Consider the following 19,494-nt stretch of genomic DNA (forward strand, 5'->3'; position numbering starts at 1 on the left):
CCACAGATGTTCGTAGGGGCTGTTCTTTGCCCATTGGTGTCAACTTAAGCTATAAGTCATTATTGGCAAGCATTTGAGCATTTTTGATGTACCATCTAGATTTTTGATCCCCCCTTAATCCCCCCTTAAAAAGGGGGGAAATAAAATCTTAGCCCCCTTTTTAAGGGGGTTGGGGGATCTACAACGACGCTCAATTGGGTGTTTGAACGTGATTGTTGACACGTATGGGCTAGACAAAGCCCCTGCAAGAAACTTCAAATTCAAACTTTAGCAGCCGTAACGCTTGGAATATTAACCTTCAACCGCTTAAACATCGCTTCTCGCGCTTGCAAGGCTAAGGTATTATCAATCTGTGGCAAAGTGATAGGCTGTTGATACTTCAACCGCAACGCTGTTTGAATCAGCCAGTCAGCGACAAAGGGATTCTTTGGTAACAGGGGACCGTGAGAATATGTCGCGATCGCATTCTGATAAAATGCTCCTTCTGTCCCATCCTCGCCATTGTTACCTAAACCGTGCACCACGCGTCCGAGTGCTTCCACTTTTCCTAGCTTGGTGCGTCCGCCATGATTTTCAAAACCAATCAAATAAGCTTTGCTACCTGTCATCTCTTCCAAGTCCCGCGCTAGACGAGTTGCTGTCACTTCAATGACCAAATTCCCAATACAGCGGCGGACATTTTCGCCAGGATGCACTGACACCAGATCTAATATGCCTAAACCTTGAATACGCTGTCCAAAACCTGGTTCATAATAATGTCCCAACAACTGGGGTGAACCACAGGTAAACACACCTGGAGTCCCATTTTCAATTTTTTCGCGCATTGCTTCTGCTTTAGCACCTTGCAAATCGCGCATGACGATTTCTTGCTGACGATCTTGTGCACCACCACCAACAATCACATCTACTGAACGAATATCAGCATCTGTCGCGCTTTGATCTAATGGTAAAACTTTGACACTGTATCCCCGCCATTGACTTCGCCGTTCTATACAGATGACATTACCCCTGTCACCGTACGTACTCATCAGCTTTGGATACAGCCAACCAATTGTTAACTCATACTGTTGATAACTCATAATTTATAACTATTTGCAGCGTCTCTACAATTCATAACTTTTCCCTAGTACAGTCGGAGAATCCGGTGCATATAAAAATCTGGTTTAGTGAGATAGGGAACAGGGAACAGGGAACGGGGAACAGTAAATATAGCAATCCTATTTGATTTGTGACAATTGCGCATCATCAGATTCCCGACTTCGCAAAAGTTGTCGGGAATCTTGTTGTTCACCGAGTCCCTATGCCTAACGGCACGCTACGCTATCGGGACGGGTGTAAGGGTGTAAGGGTGTAGGGGTGTAAGGGAAACCCGTCTGTGAATATAGGTTAGAAGCCTCTCCTTTAAAGGGGAAAAGAAAAAAAGATGTGTTTTCAGACGCCCTTAGCGCAAAAAAACACGGTGTCCTTGTTTAAAACTCCATCCCTTCAGGGTGGAGTCCCCTACACCCTTATACCCCTATCCCCCTACACCCCTAGTTATGAATGATTTATGACTCCTAAAACATTAAGTAAGTTGACAAATGCCGGAAAAATCCAATACATTATAATCCCCTGGCGGACATCACTGTTACCGACAAATCATAAAGTCATGATTTCAGAATCTTAAGCAAGCAGTTGACCTTCGCCCTTGGCGCGAAAAAACACGGTGTCCTTGTTTAAAACTCCATCCCTTCAGGGTGGAGTCCCCTACACCCTTATACCCCTATCCCCCTACACCCCTAGTTATGAATGATTTATGACTCCTAAAACATTAAGTAAGTTGACAAATGCCGGAAAAATCCAATACATTATAATCCCCTGGCGGACATCACTGTTACCGACAAATCATAAAGTCATGATTTCAGAATCTTAAGCAAGCAGTTGACCTTGGGAACATCCAAGAGTAAAGATAATAAGGATTAGACCTCTTGCCGAAGTCCGAGGCGACTTTGATGTTGCCATAGCCCTGTTTGTCTCTTTCTTGATTGGGAGGACAAGCAGGCAAGGACTATAGCTAATCATTGAATAATAAAGCCTGCAAGGGCAGGCTTTGTTTGTCTAGTAGCTACAGAGGCGTAAATGTGGCGTGTCTGGTGCAAACTAACTACCAACAGCAATAAAATGTGCAAGCAGTCTATTTTTCAAAAAAGCAAGTTCAGTGAGGGATGGCTGTGGAGACACTTATGGAACAAAAACTAAGTGTAAATACTAATATGAAAATTGGCGATCGCGTCCGCGTTAAAGAATCCGTCATAGTCTACCATCATCCTGAGCATCGCGGTCAAGCTTTTGACATCAAAGGCACAGAAGGTGAAGTGATAAGTATTGTTAATCAATGGCAAGGTAGACCTGTTAGTGCTAATTTGCCGATTTATGTCCAATTTAGTAAAAAATTTAAGGCTCACTTGCGTGAAGGAGAGTTAGAAGTTATTTAGCTTCTTTGTGGTCAACGACTGCATTTAGTGAGTATCATTTTTGAAAATAAGTAGCCTCCTTTTAGCAGGAGGCCATACTTTACTATATCTAATGACTCTTACATTATTCCCAAAGGAAGAACTTGTGAAACGTCAGAATATGCCTACCGACTTTTACGAAACCACTGCATGATATTTAGCTCGCCCCGCATTTTTTCTAAATCTTGACGATTGCGCTCTGCTGTCATATAATAATTTTCACAATATTGCTTGAACTCTGAGCGCGTCTTAACTTCTGTGTAAAACTGATGAGTAGTTTGGTATGCAGAAAATGTATCCTCAACTTCTGATTGAGGAGAAGGTATAATGTGCGATAACTCTTGAGACATATTCACAAATTAAGTTAGAAGTTAAAAGTTGAAAGGTTGTAAGTCGAACTTATTTTACAAATCTCTATTTATTATGACTTACAGCCATCCGCGCAAGCGATAAGCGAGAATACCAACGTATTCCTTCAAAGCAGACGTAAACAGGTGTAAATTATCAACATCAGGTAACACATTTAGTAACGCTGCTTTTGGAGTGCTAGTCAGTTCTTGCAAATCACCGCGAGTGACGAGAAAGTCAGTAGGCGTTGGAATAACATCAATACCTTGATGTTGGAAGATAAGAAGCGATCGCGGCATATGAATTGCGGAAGTCACCAGCAAAACACGGCGAATTCCACGAGATTTGAGAATTTCCTTGACATTCACCGCATTTTGATAAGTATTGAGGGAATTGGGTTCCTGTACAATAGCTTCTTTTGGGATACCAATAGCGGTGAGAATAGTAGCCATATCCGCTGACTCTGATGAACCGCCTCCCTTCCATTCAATGCGACCACCACTCAAAATGATTATAGGGGCTTTTTTCTGGCGGTAGAGTTGAGCAGCATAAATGACGCGATCGCCTGCTTCATTTAAATCTACCGATGGTCGTGGTGGCAAAGCTGATTTAGTCGCACCGCCCAAAACTACGATAGCTTCTGCCGTTGGTATTTCAGTCAGTGGAAGATGTTGCCATTCTAAAGACTGGACAAGTAACCGAGAAACCCAGCCATTACTAGTAATTAGCAATAGCATCAACGCTAATGCAATTGCAAGCGCTGCTGTGCGTGGTCGTTTCCATAACATAAAAAATGCTACCAATAAGCATAAGCAAGCGAGTCCCAGAGGATAGAAAAATAATGGTAGCAACTTAGAGAGATATAAAAACATTTGCCAAATTTCTCAATAGAACTATGAGTTTTTAATTAATTCAGCACTTACGCACTCAAAACCCGAAACCTTGATCGCCCCTTGAAAAGGGGGGAATCTTAAAAGCCCCCTTTTTAACTCTGTTGGTGGATCTCTTCTGCGTAAGTCCTACTAACCCAAACCCTCAACTGCTTCCCTCACCAGCTTCGAGACGAAAGGCAAAATTTCGCGGTTCTTAGCATTTGTTTTGCCTTCAGTAAACACAACAAGCAGATAAGGGCGTTTTTCGTTTAACTCTATATAAGCAGCATCATGCCGGACTTGACTCGTCCAACCTGCTTTTGACCAAATTTTTGCTTCTTGAGGAAGTCCACCGCCCAAAAAACCTGTCACTTGGTCTTCTTCAACATCTTTTGGCAAGTCATTCGGGTTAAGACTGCGTTTGATCAAACTCATCATGGCTTGCGATCGCCCACTAGACACCGCCACACCACCAATAATACTGTGTAGCAACCTGGCGGTAGCATTTGTTGTCACCATATTCCGATTCTCTAGCAACTCTCCTACAAAAGCCCGTTCGCGTCCGTAAGGTCCATCACACCAGGGTTTTTGGCAAACATTAATCGTTTCCATATCTGACCACTTAAGAGATTGGAAATAGCGGTTGACAATATTACGCTGCTGCTTCCAAGTTTCAAATGGTCCGGGTGATAATTCTGGTCCAGAAGTCGTTCCACTTAAAATATCTACAACTAAACTCGTCGCATCATTGCTAGAATCAACAATCATATCGCGTATAGCTCTTTCCAATTCTTTAGAAGTGGAAACCATATTTTTCTGCAGCCATTCGTTGACTGCAACCAAGTAAAACAACTTCACCACACTTGCAGGGTAAATTCGTTCTACTCCGCGATAAGTGAAACCACGAATTGGGTAGTTCCAAAAATCATCTGGAGTTAATGCACCACCAGTGTTCACGAGTACTGGCGGATCGTAGACAATCCAAGTCAAAGCAATTTGGTTGCGGGCTAAAGTTGGAAATGCAGCCCAAGTTGCTTCTAAAATGCCTAACCCAAGTTTTTCCAGTTGATCGTCTTTATTAAAGAAGAAATTCATTGTTGTTTCACCAATGTCCTTTAATCTAGAATCTCAAATCCAAACTCTCAAATCAGGTGAGTACCAGTGCCTAGCTGACCTGAACATATATGATTCTCCCAGTTGTCAACGACTGGCAACTCAAGCTGCAACTGGGCGATATTTGTGGGTAGGATCAAACTATCAAGATTGTGCAGTTGAGGTGTGTTTGTGCGAAGATGACTATCCAGGATGGCTGTCACTATCCGATTTAGGTTTGTTACAATCATGCACTGTACCTTATAAAGCGAAAAGATTTTCGGAATCACAGATAAAAAAACACCTGCCAGAGGTGATTGGGTTTACCCAACAAGCTATGCAACAACCAAATTATTACCTCTGGGGTGGTACGGTAGGACCAAATTACGACTGTTCGGGATTGATGCAAGCGGCGTTCGCCTCGGTAGGTATTCGTATACCCAGAGATGCCTATCAGCAGGAAGGTTTCACCCAAGCCATTTCTATCGCAAAATTACAACCAGGTGACCTTGTTTTCTTCGGAACTTCCCAAAAAGCGACTCATGTGGCACTCTATTTGAAAGATGGCTGCTATATCCACAGTTCCGGCAAAGAAATAGGACGTAATGGAATTGGCATTGACCGTCTTTCGGAACAAGGAGAGAAGGTTAGTCAGTCATATTATCAGCAACTGCGCGGTGCAGGAAGAGTGGTCAGAAGTTACGAACCACAAAGACGCTGAGGGAAAGAGGAATATGAGGAGTGGACTGGTTTCTGATAGACTTGCTGGACAAAATGAGGCGATATACTCAGTTGTTCCAGATGTTTCGGTTGTGGTGCCTGTGCATGATGAAGTGGAAAGTTTGCCTCATTTGCTTGAGGCGATCGCCTTCACTTTATCCGCAACTGAGTTGAGTTATGAAATCATCTGCGTAGATGATGGTTCTACAGATGGTTCTGCAGAGTTTCTTAGAGAACAAGCGCAAATCCGCAACGATTTGAAAGCCGTAATTTTGCGTCGCAATTATGGTCAAACTGCGGCGATGGCTGCTGGGTTTAACTACGCACTGGGTAAAGCAATTGTCACTTTAGATGCTGACCTTCAAAATGACCCTGCTGATATCCCTATGCTATTAGCAAAGTTGGAGGAAGGCTACGATTTGGTCAGCGGTTGGCGGAAAAATCGCCAAGATGGTGCTGTGAATCGATTACTTCCTTCCAAAATTGCCAACTGGTTAATTAGGCGAACCACGAGTGTGTATATTCATGACTATGGTTGTTCGCTCAAAGCCTACCGCGCCGAACTCGTGGCAGATATGAACCTTTATGGAGAACTGCACCGCTTTCTTCCGGCTTTAGCGTATATTGAAGGAGCTAGAATTACAGAAATGCCCGTGCGTCATCATGCCCGTCGCTTTGGTCGCAGCAAATATGGGATATGGCGGACGTTCCGAGTGTTGATGGATTTGTTAACAATTTTATTTATGAAAAAGTTCCTTACACGCCCAATGCACGTTTTTGGGTTGTGGGGATTGGTTTCAATGGCTTCAGGTGGGGCGATTGGAATTTACTTGACCTTTGTCAAATTTGCTTTTCATCAAAATATTGGCGATCGCCCTTTACTAATTCTGGCAGTTCTTTTGCTAGTAACCGGGGTACAGTTGTTTTGCTTCGGTTTGTTGGCAGAATTACTGATGCGTACTTACCATGAATCCCAAGGACGCCCCATCTATCGCGTGCGTGAAGTAGTCACAAAAGTCTAGCCCCAAAGGCTTGACTTATTTGGAAGTCCACAAAATTTATTTTTCTGGCGATCAGCTGTGACTGCATAACCCGCAATTTGGGTTATGAAATTTCGGCTGCTTTTTTACTCGTCGATTTATACGATAGGCGTCCTTGGGCGTACCCATGCAGCTCCTCAGCATCAAGCTTACATAAATAAGAGAAAAAACTTCCCAAATTTTCAGTATAATCACTAGTTTCTATCACTATCACGCCCACTGAATAAAACAAATTAATCACTTAAATGAATAACTAGTAACTTAGGTTACATAGTTATTTTTACTTATCCAAACCAGACCACTCTTGCGTTAGGATATTGTCACACTTCCCTTTTTCACCATGCCGCCGGGAAGTAGCCCAAGTCGGTAGTCCGATTTGGTGGTGGGTACTTCATAAAGTGTGTTTAAATAGATTAATAGTACATTGGTACTCCTAAAGCTTCCAAACCCCACTTCTAAATCCATAAACAAATCCACAAATATATAGATAGAGATACATAGAGGGATCGAATGGCTGTTAACACCACAGATAATGCCGGCAAGCAAAAAGCGCTCAACATGGTACTCAATCAAATTGAGCGTACTTTTGGCAAAGGAACAATCATGCGCTTGGGTGACGCTACCCGGATGCGGGTAGAGACAATTTCTAGTGGGGCACTCACCCTGGATTTGGCGCTAGGTGGCGGTTTACCCAAAGGACGGGTGATTGAGATTTATGGTCCAGAAAGTTCTGGTAAGACCACACTAGCACTGCACGCAGTTGCGGAAATACAAAAAAATGGTGGTATAGCTGCCTACGTTGATGCTGAACACGCCCTTGATCCCGCCTACGCTGCAGCGTTGGGTGTTGACACTGAAAATCTGTTCATTTCGCAACCTGACACTGGGGAAGCGGCTTTAGAAATTGTTGATCAACTTGTCCGTTCTGCTGCAGTAGACATTGTCGTTATTGACTCAGTGGCGGCGCTCGTCCCCCGTGCTGAAATTGAAGGTGAGATGGGAGATGCTCACGTTGGTCTTCAAGCGAGATTGATGAGTCAAGCTTTACGTAAAATTACTGGTAATATTGGTAAATCTGGTTGCTCAGTTATTTTTCTAAACCAACTGCGTCAAAAAATTGGTGTCAGCTACGGAAACCCAGAAACAACAACTGGTGGTAACGCTCTCAAATATTATGCTTCAGTACGCTTAGACATTCGCCGGATTCAAACCTTGAAAAAAGGTACAGAGGAATTTGGTAACCGTGTGAAAGTCAAAGTTGCAAAGAATAAAGTAGCACCACCTTTTAGAGTCGCGGAATTTGACATTATCTTTGGTAAAGGTATTTCTACTTTGGGTTGTCTTGTCGATTTGGCAGAAGAAACTGGTATCCTCCTTCGCAAGGGAGCTTGGTACAGCTACAACGGTGAGAACATCTCTCAAGGACGAGACAATGCCATTAAGTACCTAGAAGACAAGCCTGAATTTACTGAAAAAATTAAGCAGCAGGTGCGTGAAAAACTAGACATGGGAGCTGTTGTTTCTGCTAACTCTGTGAGCAAGACAAGTGAAGATGAAGAAGATGAAGAAGACTTAGAGTTACTCGAAGAAGACTAACACTAGTCTTGGTGTTAGCTGAGTCGAGCAATATGGCGTTTGGTGCGGCGATCTGCACTCCGTGTGATCGCCTTTTTTTTTGGGGGTTTTCTGCTTCCATCGATACAACACACCAACTGTCAAACTAATTAATTTAGTATATATGAATATATGTTCAGATGTGCTAAATTAATTTAAGGACAAGTTAGGAGAAAATTATGACCACCGTAACCCAGATGAAATGTGCTTGTGAACCTTGCCTGTGTATTGTTTCACTAGAGAATGCCGTTAAAAAAGATGATCAATACTACTGCTCAGAAGCCTGTGCAGAAGGGCATAAGACTATGAAAGGCTGCGGTCATGGCGGCTGCGGTTGTTAAAAAAGTACTAAGAATTAAGGACTGGGGACTAGGAATTTTCTTTCCTAGTCCCCAATTTTTTCTCCTCAGTGCTGAGTATTCAATTTACAGGTTTGACATCACATCTCGTGCGACTTTTAGAGTCTGCTCAATATCTTCTTCGGTATGGGCAATAGAAGTAAACCCTGCCTCAAATTGAGATGGTGCCAGATAAATCCCTCGTTCTAACATTCCACGGTGGAAGCGTCCGAATTTACCTGTATCAGACTTTTTGGCGTCCTCGTAATTATGGACAGGTCCATTGGTGAAGAATAGACCAAACATCCCACTGATTTGACCTCCACAAGCTGGGTGACCTGTTTCTTTGGCAACTTGCAGCAAGCCATCGGCTAACTTTTTCGTAATACTGTCCAAATACTCGTATGTACCTGGTTTTTGCAGCAATTCGAGTGTTTTAATTCCAGCAGTCATTGCTAAGGGGTTACCAGAAAGAGTCCCAGCTTGATACACAGGACCATTCGGAGCAATCATTGACATAATATCGCGACGACCGCCGTAAGCTCCTACTGGCAAACCACCACCGATAACTTTGCCTAAAGTTGTTAAATCAGGGGTGACGCCAAACTTCTCCTGTACGCCGCCGTAAGCAATTCGGAAACCCGTCATAACCTCATCAAACACTAACAATGCCCCATGTTCTTGGGTCAGTTCTCGTAGACCTTCTAGGAAACCCGCATCAGGGGGAATAAACCCAGCATTGCCAACGATTGGCTCTAGAATCACACCAGCAATTTGGTCACGGTTTTCCTCAAACAGGGCTTTGACAGCTTCCAGGTCATTGAAAGGAGCAGTTAGGGTATTGCTGGTAGCCGATTTGGGTACGCCAGGAGAATCTGGTAAACCAAGTGTGGCGACACCAGAGCCAGCCTTTACTAAGAACATATCGGCGTGACCGTGGTAACAGCCCTCGAACTTAATGAGTTTATCGCGTCCAGTGAAAGCCCGCATTAAACGCAGCACTGCCATACAAGCTTCTGTGCCGGAGTTAACAAATCTTACCATTTCGATACTAGGAACGGCATCGATGACCATTTCTGCCAGTATATTTTCTAGGACGCTGGGCGCACCAAAGCTCGTTCCTTTTTCCAAGGCTTCATGCAGTGCTGCAATCACTTCAGGATGGGCATGACCACAAATAGCTGGTCCCCAGGTTCCCACATAGTCAATGTACTGGTTACCATCCACATCCCAAATGTATGCGCCATTAACTCGGTCAAAAACAATCGGTTGTCCGCCCACGGATTTGAAAGCTCGGACAGGAGAACTGACTCCCCCTGGCATAAGATTTTGGGCAGCAGCAAAGATTTCTTGTGATTTTGTTGTTTTAATAGTTGTATTTACCAAAATAATCTCCTAGAGTGGTTAATAAAAAGCTCTATCCTAGGATAGGAGTAAATGTCGTCTAAAATTCATATCCTAGTAAAATACCTAGTTGAATAGCTGAACCTAGAAAGTAAAAATATGTTATACAAGTCCAACCAAGACTTGCCTTTAGATATCCGCACTCGTTTCTCTGAACCATACCAAGATTTGTACCGAGCTGCTTTTAACTCGGCGGTTCATTGGTACGGTGAGGCACCAAAGGCTCACCAAGTCGCATTGAGCGCAATTAAAATGCAATCGGCAATGTATAAAAACTTTGTTTAAAAGGTGGAAGTTCGGTAATGAGTGAGAAAATACATACCAGATGCAATATTTAGAATGGTATCGTGAACCCATGAACTATTTCTGAAAAAACAAAGCGACTGGTATGTTTTCTTCCGATTTGCATTTAACACACGACGCCATCCCGGTTGAAAGAATTCGCTACGATGAAAAGGGTTTAGTGCCAGCAATTATCCAAGATTATTTGGATGGCACTATTTTAATGATGGCCTGGATGAATCAACAGTCGCTACAAAAGACTTTGGAAACAGGAGAGACTTGGTTTTGGAGTCGTTCCCGGCAGGAGTTATGGCACAAGGGAGCAACTTCAGGGCATATCCAGAAAGTGAAAACTATTCGTTACGACTGCGATAGTGATGCAATTTTGGTGGGGGTAGACCAGATAGGAGATATAGCCTGCCACACTGGTGAGCGCAGTTGTTTTCACAAAGTGGATGGAAGTATTGTGCCGCCACCCGGAGATACACTATCGCAACTGTTTGCTGTAATTTGCGATCGCCGCGATCATCCGCAAGAAGACTCTTACACCTGTAAGTTGTTCGCAGGGGGCGATAACAAGATTTTGAAGAAGATTGGTGAGGAATCTGCTGAGGTGGTGATGGCGTGTAAGGATGATGATGCGGATGGTATTGCTTCAGAAGTTGCTGATTTACTATACCACACTCTTGTGGCATTAGCTCATCATAAAGTTGATTTGAAGGCGGTTTATCAGAAGTTGCAACAGCGCCGGAAATGATTCGTACAACACTTATAAAGCCCTTAACTTTAAGTTTGAGACAAATAGGTCGCAACAGGGCAGGGGGTTCGTTCTAGGGGCAAAAAGTAGATATAACTCCTAGGCGCACTCTCCAGTACAGTTGGCTGTTCATAAAATACATCGTGGTTAACTACCAAAAACCTTGAAACAAAAGAAAGCTTTTTGAATTTTGTTAGGACTTACGCACTAACGAAAAATAAGGCTTTGCGATTGCTTCCCTATGCCTAACGGCACGCTGCGCTAACGATCGCAATGACAGAATTACATTATTTTTGCGTAAGTCCTGTTTGTAAAGTGCGTGTCTGTAGAGTCTATTTTGAACTCCGAACAGCACAAAGCCTGTTGAACCGCTACAAAAAGTACATGTGTACTAAAAAAGAGTTTTGAAATTAATTTTGTCGTTTCATCCCCCTGTACTACAGTTCATTACAGTTCAAATTCAGATTTTTTGTAATTCTTATCATTGAGTGGAATTTTCCTCACTGATTCCACAGACTTTCCACAGCCACTTGCGGAGTTTTCCACAGTTGATTGGTTATGTGACAAGCTTTTACTTTTTTACTGTGGATTTCTTTGTGTTGCGAGTGAGCATCTAATACTACCGAGTTACTATTAAGTTATGTAAACAAAAATAGTGGGAAACCTGCTTTTTTCGTAAAGATTTATTTCTTAAAAATTTCTGCGTAACGTTTCGCAGCATTGACAAACCCACCCCCTTTTAACGCAAAATGATGCGACTTGCTTTTTTAGTCCGTTAAACTGCTGTGTAAATCTACCTAAACTTTTGCTACATATTATGGGACAGGATCAGGGTTGGGCAAAGTCTCGACAAAACTGGACAACCATTAAAAAATCTACTTGTCTAACGAGTAAACTTTGCCCAGTTTGGCGATTGATTGAGAATAATCGCAATAATCCTCGTATTAGAACCCGCCAAACTGTCAAGGAAGTCCCGCGTTTTGTCAAGAAAATGCACTATGGCTTACTAGAAGCAAGTTACCCCTATTAGAGAACTTTAAAGGAGACGAATCTTATGAATCCAAGAGTTAGCATCTTTACAGAAATCCCTGAAACACTTGATGAATCGCTGAAAAACTACTTGGAAACACATCCAGACTGGGATCAAAACCGTGTCTTGACAGCAGCATTGTCCTTGTTTTTACTTCAAAATGGAGATAGCGATCGCCGTGCTGCACGGGTTTATCTGGAAACTTTGTTTCATCACTGCTAAGTAGAAATCTATTCTCTGCATCAGGGCTTTCAGTTAGACTTGCAATTGATGAACCATAAATTGTTTTGTGATATCTGGCACACTGTTTATAAGGAAACAACGCCTTTTTTTGAGTCCGACAAGTGCTAATAAAGGCTTAGTTTGCAGTAGAAAACCAAAGCTTTAACCTTTTGCCGTAATTCCCCATCCTTCCACAGGCTGGGGATGTAAGGCAGGTACTACCTGACGTCGTAACCAAACAAATTCGGATCGACTTCTCCCAACTGCAAATCACCTAAACCATACTCCGCCCAACGCCTCTCAACCATCGCTGCTACTTCTGGATCTGACTCCAAAGGCGCACCCCATTCATGGTCGATTTCCGGGGGAATCTTGGTTGTTGCATCAATTCCCATTCTTCCTCCTAAACCAATCTTCTCGCTGGCAAAATCCAAACTATCAAACGGCGTATTGGGCAAAATAAACACATCTCGTGTGGGATCCACTTTGGAACTAATTGCCCATACCACCTGACGCGGATCTCGGATATTAATATCTTTATCTACGACAATCACAAATTTGGTGTAGGTGAACTGTGGCAAAGCACTCCAAAAAGCAAGAGCTGCCCGTCGCGCTTGTCCTGGATATGATTTATCTATAGATATAATCGCCGCTTTGTAACTCAAAGCTTCCATTGGCAAGAAGAAATCGACAATTTCTGAAACTTGTTGTCGCAAAATCGGGGTGTAGATGCGGTTGAGTGCGATCGCCATCATCGCTTCTTCTTTCGGTGGACGTCCGCTAAATGTGGTTAAATAAATCGGGTCTTTGCGGTGCGTCATACATTGGAAGCGAATCAGGGGCGAATCTTCCACGCCGCCATAATAACCCATGTGGTCACCAAACGGACCATCTGGCAAAATTTCGCCTGGTGTAATTGTCCCTTCTAAAACAAATTCTGAATCTGCTGGGACTTGCAAATCTACCGTTTTACATTTTGCCAACTGTACGCCTGAACCGCCGTAAAGTCCGGCAAACAACCATTCTGATAAGTCTACAGGTATCGGTGTGGCAGCTGCCATGATTATGAGGGGATCTACGCCCAGGGCGATCGCCACTTCTAATTTTTTCCCACGTTCTGCTGCTTTGCGTAAATGCCTTGCCCCACCCCGCACCGATAACCAGTGAACAGTCATCGTATTTTTTGATTGTAATTGCAGGCGATACACACCCACATTCGGTGTGCCTGTTTCACAGTCCTTAGTAATAACGAGTCCCAGCGTAATAATCTTGCCTGCATCACCAGGATAAGGGCGTATCAAAGGCAACTTTTCAAAATCCAACTCATCACCTTGAATCACCACTTGCTGACAAGCAGGGAAAAAATCTCGTCCTGGTTTCGCCTTCAGCACATCGAACAGCACTTTACCAAACTCCACCGCCTGAGAAATCTTCTTGGGTGGTTTTGGTTGTTGCAGCATTGCCAACTTTTTCCCTAATTCTTCCAACTGCTGTGGATGCTGCATATTCATTGCCCAGCATATCCGTTCCACTGTACCCAGCAAATTTACCGCCACAGGGAAAGAAGCGTCTTTGACATTTTCAAATAGGAGTCCAGGACCACCTTTTTGCAGCATCCGGTTAGAAATTTCAGCAATTTCTAAATCTGAGTCAACCAGGGCGCAAATTCGCCGTAATTGTCCTCTTTCTTCCAGAAGTTTGATAAATCCCCGTAAATCTCTTGCCATTGTTCCAAAAAATAAATATTTAAGAAGTGTGAAGCGTTCTCTTATATTATTTATGACAGCCAGGGCAAGTTGGAGTATTGACTGGCATAACTGCTTCAAAATACTTACCTAAACTTGGTTAAACCTCATTTAGCGATTTTTTCGTGCTTCACTCAAGGGAGTCGGCTCCACGCCAGTCGCCTCAACGGGGGGAACCCCCGCACGGTGAGACAGCGCTGCAGGAGGGTCTCCCTCCGTAGGCGACTGCGTTAGCGCAGCGGAACCGGAGGTTCTCCCCGAAGGGCGCTGGCTCTTCTTGTCCACAGGCGTTAAGTTCTGGCTAAGCCAGCCGTACTTTGTCATCAGGGGCGAATTCAAGATTTGCTGCTGCGTTCTCGTCACGGTCTTGAATGTGCCCACATTGAGGATTTTGGCATTGAAATACTCGTTCTGAAAGCTTCATTGGCTGGATGTGACTGCATCTAGAGCACTTTTTAGAACTTATATTATAGTCAGTCGGAGCAACATCGCTATTACAGCCTGGACATCCCAAGACATTGGTGCTACGTTCGAGATGCTGTTGGTGAACGCAACCGTTAATGCGATCTGCCTTTGGCAGCAAGCTAGCGCCGATAGGCGTAGCCGTGCCGCAGGCATAGGGCGCGCTACGCAAACGCTTATCGCCGAAGGCGGGTGCTCCGCACCATCGCGACTTATTATTTTTATACAAAATATACAATTAAAATTCAGTATTATTATTGAATTTTCACTTCCTTCCTGCTAATAACAAATTAGCAAGTATCCCAAAAATTTAATTTTTTGGTGTTTTATAGTGCGGGCTAGAACACCGATTCAGTATTCATAATTGTGACTAAAAAACCCGGTTTCTTCTTGTTGAGTAAACGAAATTTCGGTCTTTCCAGTAACATAAACCGGGTTTTTGGGATTAGTGAATCGGTGTTCTAGAAGCCCGCTTTTGTTCAAATTTGGCAGTGAGATACTCCCACTACTTGTCTTGTTTCATCGATTGGGATGCTTTCTCGAATTACGTTGGCATTAATTGCTGAAGGCGCTGTGGTTCCTGCCCAAGCCAATCTGGATTCTGAGCAGTGCTATCGAAAATTGATGAGGTTTTGAATGGCTCAAACTCGCCGCGTGATGCTGCCTCTGCCGTTTTTGCTAATAAAGATTGTACCTGCTGATCATTCATTGGCTGGAATGTCCGCACAGCTTCAAACGCTTGATCGAGAATCTCCATACTGTCGATTCCGGTAATCACAACCGATGTGGGCAGATTCAAAGCATAGTGTAGACACTCAATTGGCGTTACAGTTTTTGAGCGTAAAAGAATACCGTTTGCCATAGTTTTCATACCCAGAACGCCAATGTTTTGTTTGACTAGTTCTGGTACAACCAGTTTCGCAAAGCTTCGATAGTGAGCATCCATCACATTCAGGGGCATCTGAACCGCATCAAATTTAAATCCCTGAGCAGCTGCAACTTCCAGCATGTGCAAATGAATCTGAGGGTCTTTGTGCCCGGTAAAGCCAATGTATTTAAGTTTACCAGCTTTCTGCGCCTCAATAAAGGCGGCATTCGCCCCTTGTTCATCAAAAACTCGATGCGGATCTTCGTACCTGATGATTTCGTGGTGCTGAACAAGATCAATGCAATCAACTTGCAGACGTTGAAGGGATTCGTCTATCTGTTTTGCTGCTTCTTTTTTGGATCGACCGTCGATTTTTGTCATCAAGAAGACTTTGTCTCGGTAGCCATCGCGCAGCGCTTTCCCCATGCGAATTTCGCTGACTCCCTCATTGTAATCCCAACTATTATCCATAAAGGTGATTCCACGGTCAATCGCTGTGCGAACAATCCGGATGCCCAGTTGCTCGTCAACGTACTTCAAGCCGATGTGCCAACCACCCAGCCCAATCGCGGAAACCCTTTCTTCTGTACTGCCGAGAACTCGGTATAGCATTTCTGAATTTGACATACTTGCTGACATTTATCTCTAGTCTCCAATTCAAACACAGGGAAAAGTTTCCAAAATCCTCTTGTTGATATACAGCCAAGGGACAAAAGTATTGTTATCGGCACTTACGCAAGGCAAAGGTATTTGCACCCGTTACGACGTCAGGAAGCAATCTCACAGTCTTGTTCTTTCTTAACTCGTGCGTAAGTCCTAGTTATATGAGGTTTTCCACTTTTGACTTAATGCTCAGCGTTCATAAATCCCAACCAGCCGTGCCTGCTCAATGATATGATCGGCGATCGCCTCAAGCAGTTGCTCACGCTTCAAACCCGGTTTGAGGTCGAGTTCCTTGTCCAAGGCGTACAGCCAGAAATAATAATGGTGAGGTCCATGCCCTGCTGGTGGAGCAGGACCAGTGTATCCTGGCTGATTAGAACTATTTATGCCTTCTGTAAATTTGCTACCGCCTGCTTCAGCAATTTCATGGACGTTTGGCGCAATACCGTAGATTGTCCAATGAGTGAAACCATCAGGTAGCGGCGCATCTGGATCATGACAAATCAATACCAGTTGCTGGGTTCCCGACGGCAGTCCACTCCACTCTATTGGAGGTGAGATATTTTCGCCTTCACTGGTGTAGCGCTTAGGGATATGTTCGAGGGGGGAAAATGCAGGACTGACAATCCGCAGATCCTTAATGTTCAGACCCATTGGGAATTTCCTTCTCATACAACAATATTAAATTGGCACCAACAGCAGAGCGTCTAGGTGTCCATATTAATGGTGGATTTCATCTGTTGTTCAGAACATCATCCAATAGAGGGGTTTGAAGCAGTTAGACCAAATCCGCTTTTATAACCCCCTTTTAACCCAGGCGATTAGAAATCGCGATTACACAAACCTGGCACACGACTGATAAATCAGTCGTGCCGGCATTCTACCCCGATATAAATAACGCAGAGTTTCAATTCATTTTATTTCTTGAAACTCTGCTTCGGGGCTATCTGCTTCCGGCGTGACTTTAGGATGATAATAAATGAGGTTATGCCAATTAAATCGTGCAAAAAACCGTAAGCTTGGTTAAAAACTTGAAGTAAGAAAAATGGCAAAACTGATTTTGGTTCGTCACGGTCAAAGTACCTGGAATGCAAGTAACCGATTCAGTGGTTGGGTGGATATACCACTAAATCATGTTGGTCGCCAAGAGGCGATGCAGGGAGCAAAGAAAATCAGTCCCTATCAGATCGATCTGTGTTTTACGAGCTTGCTAGTTCGTGCGCTCGAAACAGCTGCCATCTGCCTAACTGAGTGTGATGGGGCTTGCGGTGGTAAAAGTCCGGTTTTCAAACATGATCCCAATGATCCAAACTGGCATGGTTGGGATAACTACTCTGGTGACAAGAGTGAAGAAATTCCAATTTTCATGAGTCCGGCTCTTGATGAGCGCCACTACGGCGACTTGCAGGGATTTAACAAAGCTGAGATGGTACAGAAAGTAGGTAAAGACATCGTATATCAGTGGCGGCGATCTTTTTCCGTTCGACCACCCGGGGGAGAGAGCTTGGAGGACACTGCTACTAGAACGATTCCATTTTTCCAAAATCCGATTTTGCCCTACCTCAAGCAAGGGGATAGTGTCCTAGTTTGTGCTCATGGCAACTCATTGCGATCAATCATTATGTATCTCGATCACCTTAGCCAACAGGAGGTTGAAAACCTCGAACTGGCGACTGGTGTCCCGATTGTTTATGACATTGACGAGGATGGGAAAGTCACTGAGAAGATAGTCCTGAATTGAAGAAGGCAGGGGGATGTTATTTTACTCTGCAACTGCTCAAATGTGAATAAACATCCCGTCAAACCTTTGGTGTTGCCATCTCAAACCGTTCCCCAATCTTCGTATACTCAACTGGTCCGCCTAAGCGCGTAATCGGCTGCATCCGCACAGTATCCACTAACCCTACATCTTGGCGGTACAAATCTTCACGCACATGAAATCGCAACACTCGACCTAGTACCATCACATTATTCGTTCCTTCGACTCGAACAGTTTGTGTCACTTTACACTCCATTGCCACAGGTGAGCCTTCAATCCCCAATGGTCGGACATCAACAGAAGGAATGGCTTTTAAATTTGCCATTTCAAACTCACTGACTCCATAGGGAAATTCCGATCCTGTTTGAGCCATTGCTTGAGCCAGTGTTTCATCCACTACATGACAGACAAATTGATCAATTTCTTGAATATTGCGTAGCGTGTCTTTTTCTTTTGGCTCATGTCTACGGTATGCTACGGAGAACATAATAGTTGGTGGAAAGCCTGCTACGGCATTGAAAAACGAATACGGAGCCAGATTGGAGATTCCAGAGGCACTGATCGTCGATACCCAGGCAATTGGGCGAGGAGCAACGATACTCGTCAACAGATGGTAAGGAGCAGGGTCTTTCATCTCCTGCGGCACAAATGACAACATAGGTGATCGCTCTTCTCTAAAATTCCATCTTAAATTAGTTTGCTTCAGTTTCTTTATCGCCTAGACTCGACGATATCGTTCTCGGTTTATGTCTAGAGGTGCAAGAAAAGCGCTTGTAAACATGGTTTAAAAAGTAATAGCACGCGCTCACTTCCGATGTAAAAGTTGAACCATTGGCGGTACTCTTTTAGCTAGAAATCAACTCCAACTAAAGTAATCAGATGATGGCGATATGTGAGGCGAGCGTCGGTATATTAATCATTGTCATTGTGTCGCTTGATGTGTTCCAGGTGGTTATCGTTCCTCGTCAATCGCCCCGCACGCTAAGGATTGCAGCGCTGATCATCAGATTGTTCTGGTTGCCGTGGCGACAATTAAGTTTGCATGCAGGCATGCGGCACGAATATTTCTTAGCTAAATTGCACTTGTTTTCTGGCAAGTTGTTACAGCTTGACCGAGTATTCGAGTCCATTACTGAACGCAAGCTCAACTGAAACAAACCCATTAGCGGGATTACGGACATAATCTAAGTAAGGCGTGACTCCCGCTTGAACCATCTCTATATTGTCTGCTAGCACGACAGAACCGGGGTGAAGTTTATCCAATAAAAGCTGCAAAACATCTAGATACAGATCTTTCCAACCATCAAGAAAAAGTAAGTCAATCGCGCCGCCAGGATCACGCAGTGTTTGAAGTGCATCGCCCACACGAATTTCAACATACTGTGATAAGCCAGCTTCTTTGAGATGCTCCGTTGCTTTAGCAACTTTGCTGCGCTCAAGTTCAGAACCGATAATTAACCCACCACCAAGATCGCAAAGAGCTGCCGCAAAGTAGATAGTAGAGACACCATAAGATGTACCAAATTCCACAATTCGTTGAGCCGAGATGGAACGGGCTACTCCGTAAAAGAATCTGCCAACATCTCTTGAAATTGGCATCAACACTTCTTGGAGCATCGTCGCTTTCTCTTCTGAACTTGTGGATTTCAAATCAGCCCCACTCGCTAACATTTGCTGGCGGATAACCTTATCACGTGTATCAGCCAGCTCATGTAATCGTTCGAGTACAGATTGTACGTTTGGAAGCAGCAAAGTTGAGTTTGTCGTTTTTGTAGTTGCCATTTTA

21 protein-coding genes are annotated in these 19,494 nt (G+C 43.8%); 10 read left to right on the plus strand and 11 right to left on the minus strand.

Annotated elements, in window-relative coordinates; all coding sequences use genetic code 11:
* Window positions 1–260: 260 nt before the first annotated feature.
* Complete coding sequence (locus tag AC5JM2_RS22270; protein ID WP_495837007.1) at window positions 261–1,079, minus strand: type 1 glutamine amidotransferase; 819 nt, start codon at window positions 1,077–1,079, stop codon at window positions 261–263.
* Window positions 1,080–2,204: 1,125 nt separating this feature from the next.
* Here AC5JM2_RS22270 and AC5JM2_RS22275 point away from each other — a divergent pair.
* A complete protein-coding gene (locus tag AC5JM2_RS22275; protein ID WP_495837008.1) occupies window positions 2,205–2,474 on the plus strand; it encodes a ferredoxin-thioredoxin reductase variable chain in 270 nt (89 codons plus the stop codon).
* A gap of 143 nt (window positions 2,475–2,617) precedes the next feature.
* Here AC5JM2_RS22275 and AC5JM2_RS22280 read toward each other — a convergent pair whose 3' ends face one another.
* From AC5JM2_RS22280 to AC5JM2_RS22290, 3 genes are all read right to left on the minus strand, one after another.
* On the minus strand, window positions 2,618–2,842 hold the full coding sequence (locus AC5JM2_RS22280) for a hypothetical protein (protein ID WP_495837085.1): 225 nt from the start codon (window positions 2,840–2,842) through the stop codon (window positions 2,618–2,620).
* A 78-nt stretch (window positions 2,843–2,920) separates the two neighbouring features.
* Entirely contained in the window at window positions 2,921–3,712 is a 792-nt protein-coding gene (locus tag AC5JM2_RS22285) for a YdcF family protein (protein ID WP_495837009.1), read from the minus strand.
* Between the two features lie 150 nt (window positions 3,713–3,862).
* A complete protein-coding gene (locus AC5JM2_RS22290) occupies window positions 3,863–4,807 on the minus strand; it encodes a serine hydrolase (protein WP_495837010.1) in 945 nt (314 codons plus the stop codon).
* A gap of 13 nt (window positions 4,808–4,820) precedes the next feature.
* Between AC5JM2_RS22290 and AC5JM2_RS22295 the strand changes: the two genes are divergently transcribed.
* The 4 genes from AC5JM2_RS22295 (at window position 4,821) to AC5JM2_RS22310 (ending at window position 8,519) form a co-directional block, all read left to right on the plus strand.
* Window positions 4,821–5,525 (plus strand): C40 family peptidase, encoded by a 705-nt coding sequence (locus AC5JM2_RS22295; protein WP_495837011.1) that lies wholly within the window; start codon window positions 4,821–4,823, stop codon window positions 5,523–5,525.
* A 13-nt stretch (window positions 5,526–5,538) separates the two neighbouring features.
* Complete coding sequence (locus tag AC5JM2_RS22300) at window positions 5,539–6,546, plus strand: glycosyltransferase family 2 protein (RefSeq protein ID WP_495837012.1); 1,008 nt, start codon at window positions 5,539–5,541, stop codon at window positions 6,544–6,546.
* 528 nt (window positions 6,547–7,074) lie between these two features.
* Window positions 7,075–8,160 carry a recombinase RecA gene (recA, locus tag AC5JM2_RS22305; protein WP_210619642.1) on the plus strand — a complete coding sequence of 362 codons (1,086 nt, stop codon included), beginning with the start codon at window positions 7,075–7,077 and terminating at the stop codon, window positions 8,158–8,160.
* 197 nt (window positions 8,161–8,357) lie between these two features.
* Window positions 8,358–8,519 carry a metallothionein gene (locus tag AC5JM2_RS22310; RefSeq protein WP_169265613.1) on the plus strand — a complete coding sequence of 54 codons (162 nt, stop codon included), beginning with the start codon at window positions 8,358–8,360 and terminating at the stop codon, window positions 8,517–8,519.
* 84 nt (window positions 8,520–8,603) lie between these two features.
* Here AC5JM2_RS22310 and hemL read toward each other — a convergent pair whose 3' ends face one another.
* On the minus strand, window positions 8,604–9,902 hold the full coding sequence (gene hemL, locus AC5JM2_RS22315) for a glutamate-1-semialdehyde 2,1-aminomutase (RefSeq protein WP_495837013.1): 1,299 nt from the start codon (window positions 9,900–9,902) through the stop codon (window positions 8,604–8,606).
* A 117-nt stretch (window positions 9,903–10,019) separates the two neighbouring features.
* On the opposite strand from hemL, the gene AC5JM2_RS22320 reads away from it, so the two are divergent.
* From AC5JM2_RS22320 to AC5JM2_RS22335, 4 genes are all read left to right on the plus strand, one after another.
* Entirely contained in the window at window positions 10,020–10,205 is a 186-nt protein-coding gene (locus AC5JM2_RS22320) for a ChaB family protein (protein ID WP_495837014.1), read from the plus strand.
* Window positions 10,206–10,308: 103 nt separating this feature from the next.
* The gene (hisIE, locus tag AC5JM2_RS22325; RefSeq protein ID WP_495837015.1) at window positions 10,309–10,959 is read left to right on the plus strand and encodes a bifunctional phosphoribosyl-AMP cyclohydrolase/phosphoribosyl-ATP diphosphatase HisIE; all 651 of its coding nucleotides are present in this window, start codon (window positions 10,309–10,311) and stop codon (window positions 10,957–10,959) included.
* Window positions 10,960–11,776: 817 nt separating this feature from the next.
* Window positions 11,777–11,989 (plus strand): hypothetical protein, encoded by a 213-nt coding sequence (locus tag AC5JM2_RS22330; protein ID WP_495837016.1) that lies wholly within the window; start codon window positions 11,777–11,779, stop codon window positions 11,987–11,989.
* Window positions 11,990–12,013: 24 nt separating this feature from the next.
* Entirely contained in the window at window positions 12,014–12,211 is a 198-nt protein-coding gene (locus AC5JM2_RS22335; RefSeq protein ID WP_210619654.1) for a DUF2811 domain-containing protein, read from the plus strand.
* Window positions 12,212–12,429: 218 nt separating this feature from the next.
* Here the strand turns inward: AC5JM2_RS22335 and AC5JM2_RS22340 are convergent, their stop codons facing one another.
* From AC5JM2_RS22340 to AC5JM2_RS22355, 4 genes are all read right to left on the minus strand, one after another.
* On the minus strand, window positions 12,430–13,938 hold the full coding sequence (locus tag AC5JM2_RS22340) for a UbiD family decarboxylase (protein ID WP_495837017.1): 1,509 nt from the start codon (window positions 13,936–13,938) through the stop codon (window positions 12,430–12,432).
* Between the two features lie 319 nt (window positions 13,939–14,257).
* Complete coding sequence (locus AC5JM2_RS22345) at window positions 14,258–14,647, minus strand: zinc ribbon domain-containing protein (protein ID WP_495837018.1); 390 nt, start codon at window positions 14,645–14,647, stop codon at window positions 14,258–14,260.
* 315 nt (window positions 14,648–14,962) lie between these two features.
* A complete protein-coding gene (locus tag AC5JM2_RS22350; protein WP_495837019.1) occupies window positions 14,963–15,925 on the minus strand; it encodes an aldo/keto reductase in 963 nt (320 codons plus the stop codon).
* A 213-nt stretch (window positions 15,926–16,138) separates the two neighbouring features.
* Complete coding sequence (locus tag AC5JM2_RS22355) at window positions 16,139–16,603, minus strand: YbhB/YbcL family Raf kinase inhibitor-like protein (RefSeq protein WP_495837020.1); 465 nt, start codon at window positions 16,601–16,603, stop codon at window positions 16,139–16,141.
* Window positions 16,604–16,994: 391 nt separating this feature from the next.
* Here AC5JM2_RS22355 and AC5JM2_RS22360 point away from each other — a divergent pair, with 391 nt between their 5' ends.
* Window positions 16,995–17,690 carry a 2,3-bisphosphoglycerate-dependent phosphoglycerate mutase gene (locus tag AC5JM2_RS22360; RefSeq protein WP_495837021.1) on the plus strand — a complete coding sequence of 232 codons (696 nt, stop codon included), beginning with the start codon at window positions 16,995–16,997 and terminating at the stop codon, window positions 17,688–17,690.
* A gap of 58 nt (window positions 17,691–17,748) precedes the next feature.
* Here the strand turns inward: AC5JM2_RS22360 and AC5JM2_RS22365 are convergent, their stop codons facing one another.
* Both AC5JM2_RS22365 and AC5JM2_RS22370 read right to left on the minus strand, forming a co-directional pair.
* A complete protein-coding gene (locus AC5JM2_RS22365; protein WP_495837022.1) occupies window positions 17,749–18,366 on the minus strand; it encodes a flavin reductase family protein in 618 nt (205 codons plus the stop codon).
* A 443-nt stretch (window positions 18,367–18,809) separates the two neighbouring features.
* Window positions 18,810–19,490, minus strand: a complete 681-nt coding sequence (locus tag AC5JM2_RS22370; RefSeq protein ID WP_495837023.1) for an O-methyltransferase — start codon at window positions 19,488–19,490, stop codon at window positions 18,810–18,812.
* Window positions 19,491–19,494 lie beyond the last annotated feature (4 nt).

Source organism: Brasilonema angustatum, assembly GCF_059505445.1.

Coding starts and splice junctions, on each gene's coding strand:
- AC5JM2_RS22270 (WP_495837007.1), bottom strand. CDS start 1,079: ATGAGTTATCAACAGTATGAGTTAACAATTGGTTGGCTGTATCCAAAG.
- AC5JM2_RS22355 (WP_495837020.1), bottom strand. CDS start 16,603: ATGGGTCTGAACATTAAGGATCTGCGGATTGTCAGTCCTGCATTTTCC.
- AC5JM2_RS22285 (WP_495837009.1), bottom strand. CDS start 3,712: ATGTTTTTATATCTCTCTAAGTTGCTACCATTATTTTTCTATCCTCTG.
- hisIE (WP_495837015.1), top strand. CDS start 10,309: ATGTTTTCTTCCGATTTGCATTTAACACACGACGCCATCCCGGTTGAA.
- AC5JM2_RS22350 (WP_495837019.1), bottom strand. CDS start 15,925: ATGTCAGCAAGTATGTCAAATTCAGAAATGCTATACCGAGTTCTCGGC.
- recA (WP_210619642.1), top strand. CDS start 7,075: ATGGCTGTTAACACCACAGATAATGCCGGCAAGCAAAAAGCGCTCAAC.
- AC5JM2_RS22320 (WP_495837014.1), top strand. CDS start 10,020: ATGTTATACAAGTCCAACCAAGACTTGCCTTTAGATATCCGCACTCGT.
- AC5JM2_RS22280 (WP_495837085.1), bottom strand. CDS start 2,842: ATGTCTCAAGAGTTATCGCACATTATACCTTCTCCTCAATCAGAAGTT.
- AC5JM2_RS22275 (WP_495837008.1), top strand. CDS start 2,205: ATGGCTGTGGAGACACTTATGGAACAAAAACTAAGTGTAAATACTAAT.
- AC5JM2_RS22300 (WP_495837012.1), top strand. CDS start 5,539: ATGAGGAGTGGACTGGTTTCTGATAGACTTGCTGGACAAAATGAGGCG.
- AC5JM2_RS22330 (WP_495837016.1), top strand. CDS start 11,777: ATGGGACAGGATCAGGGTTGGGCAAAGTCTCGACAAAACTGGACAACC.
- AC5JM2_RS22365 (WP_495837022.1), bottom strand. CDS start 18,366: ATGTTGTCATTTGTGCCGCAGGAGATGAAAGACCCTGCTCCTTACCAT.
- AC5JM2_RS22340 (WP_495837017.1), bottom strand. CDS start 13,938: ATGGCAAGAGATTTACGGGGATTTATCAAACTTCTGGAAGAAAGAGGA.
- AC5JM2_RS22370 (WP_495837023.1), bottom strand. CDS start 19,490: ATGGCAACTACAAAAACGACAAACTCAACTTTGCTGCTTCCAAACGTA.
- AC5JM2_RS22310 (WP_169265613.1), top strand. CDS start 8,358: ATGACCACCGTAACCCAGATGAAATGTGCTTGTGAACCTTGCCTGTGT.
- AC5JM2_RS22290 (WP_495837010.1), bottom strand. CDS start 4,807: ATGAATTTCTTCTTTAATAAAGACGATCAACTGGAAAAACTTGGGTTA.
- AC5JM2_RS22335 (WP_210619654.1), top strand. CDS start 12,014: ATGAATCCAAGAGTTAGCATCTTTACAGAAATCCCTGAAACACTTGAT.
- AC5JM2_RS22295 (WP_495837011.1), top strand. CDS start 4,821: ATGTCCTTTAATCTAGAATCTCAAATCCAAACTCTCAAATCAGGTGAG.
- AC5JM2_RS22360 (WP_495837021.1), top strand. CDS start 16,995: ATGGCAAAACTGATTTTGGTTCGTCACGGTCAAAGTACCTGGAATGCA.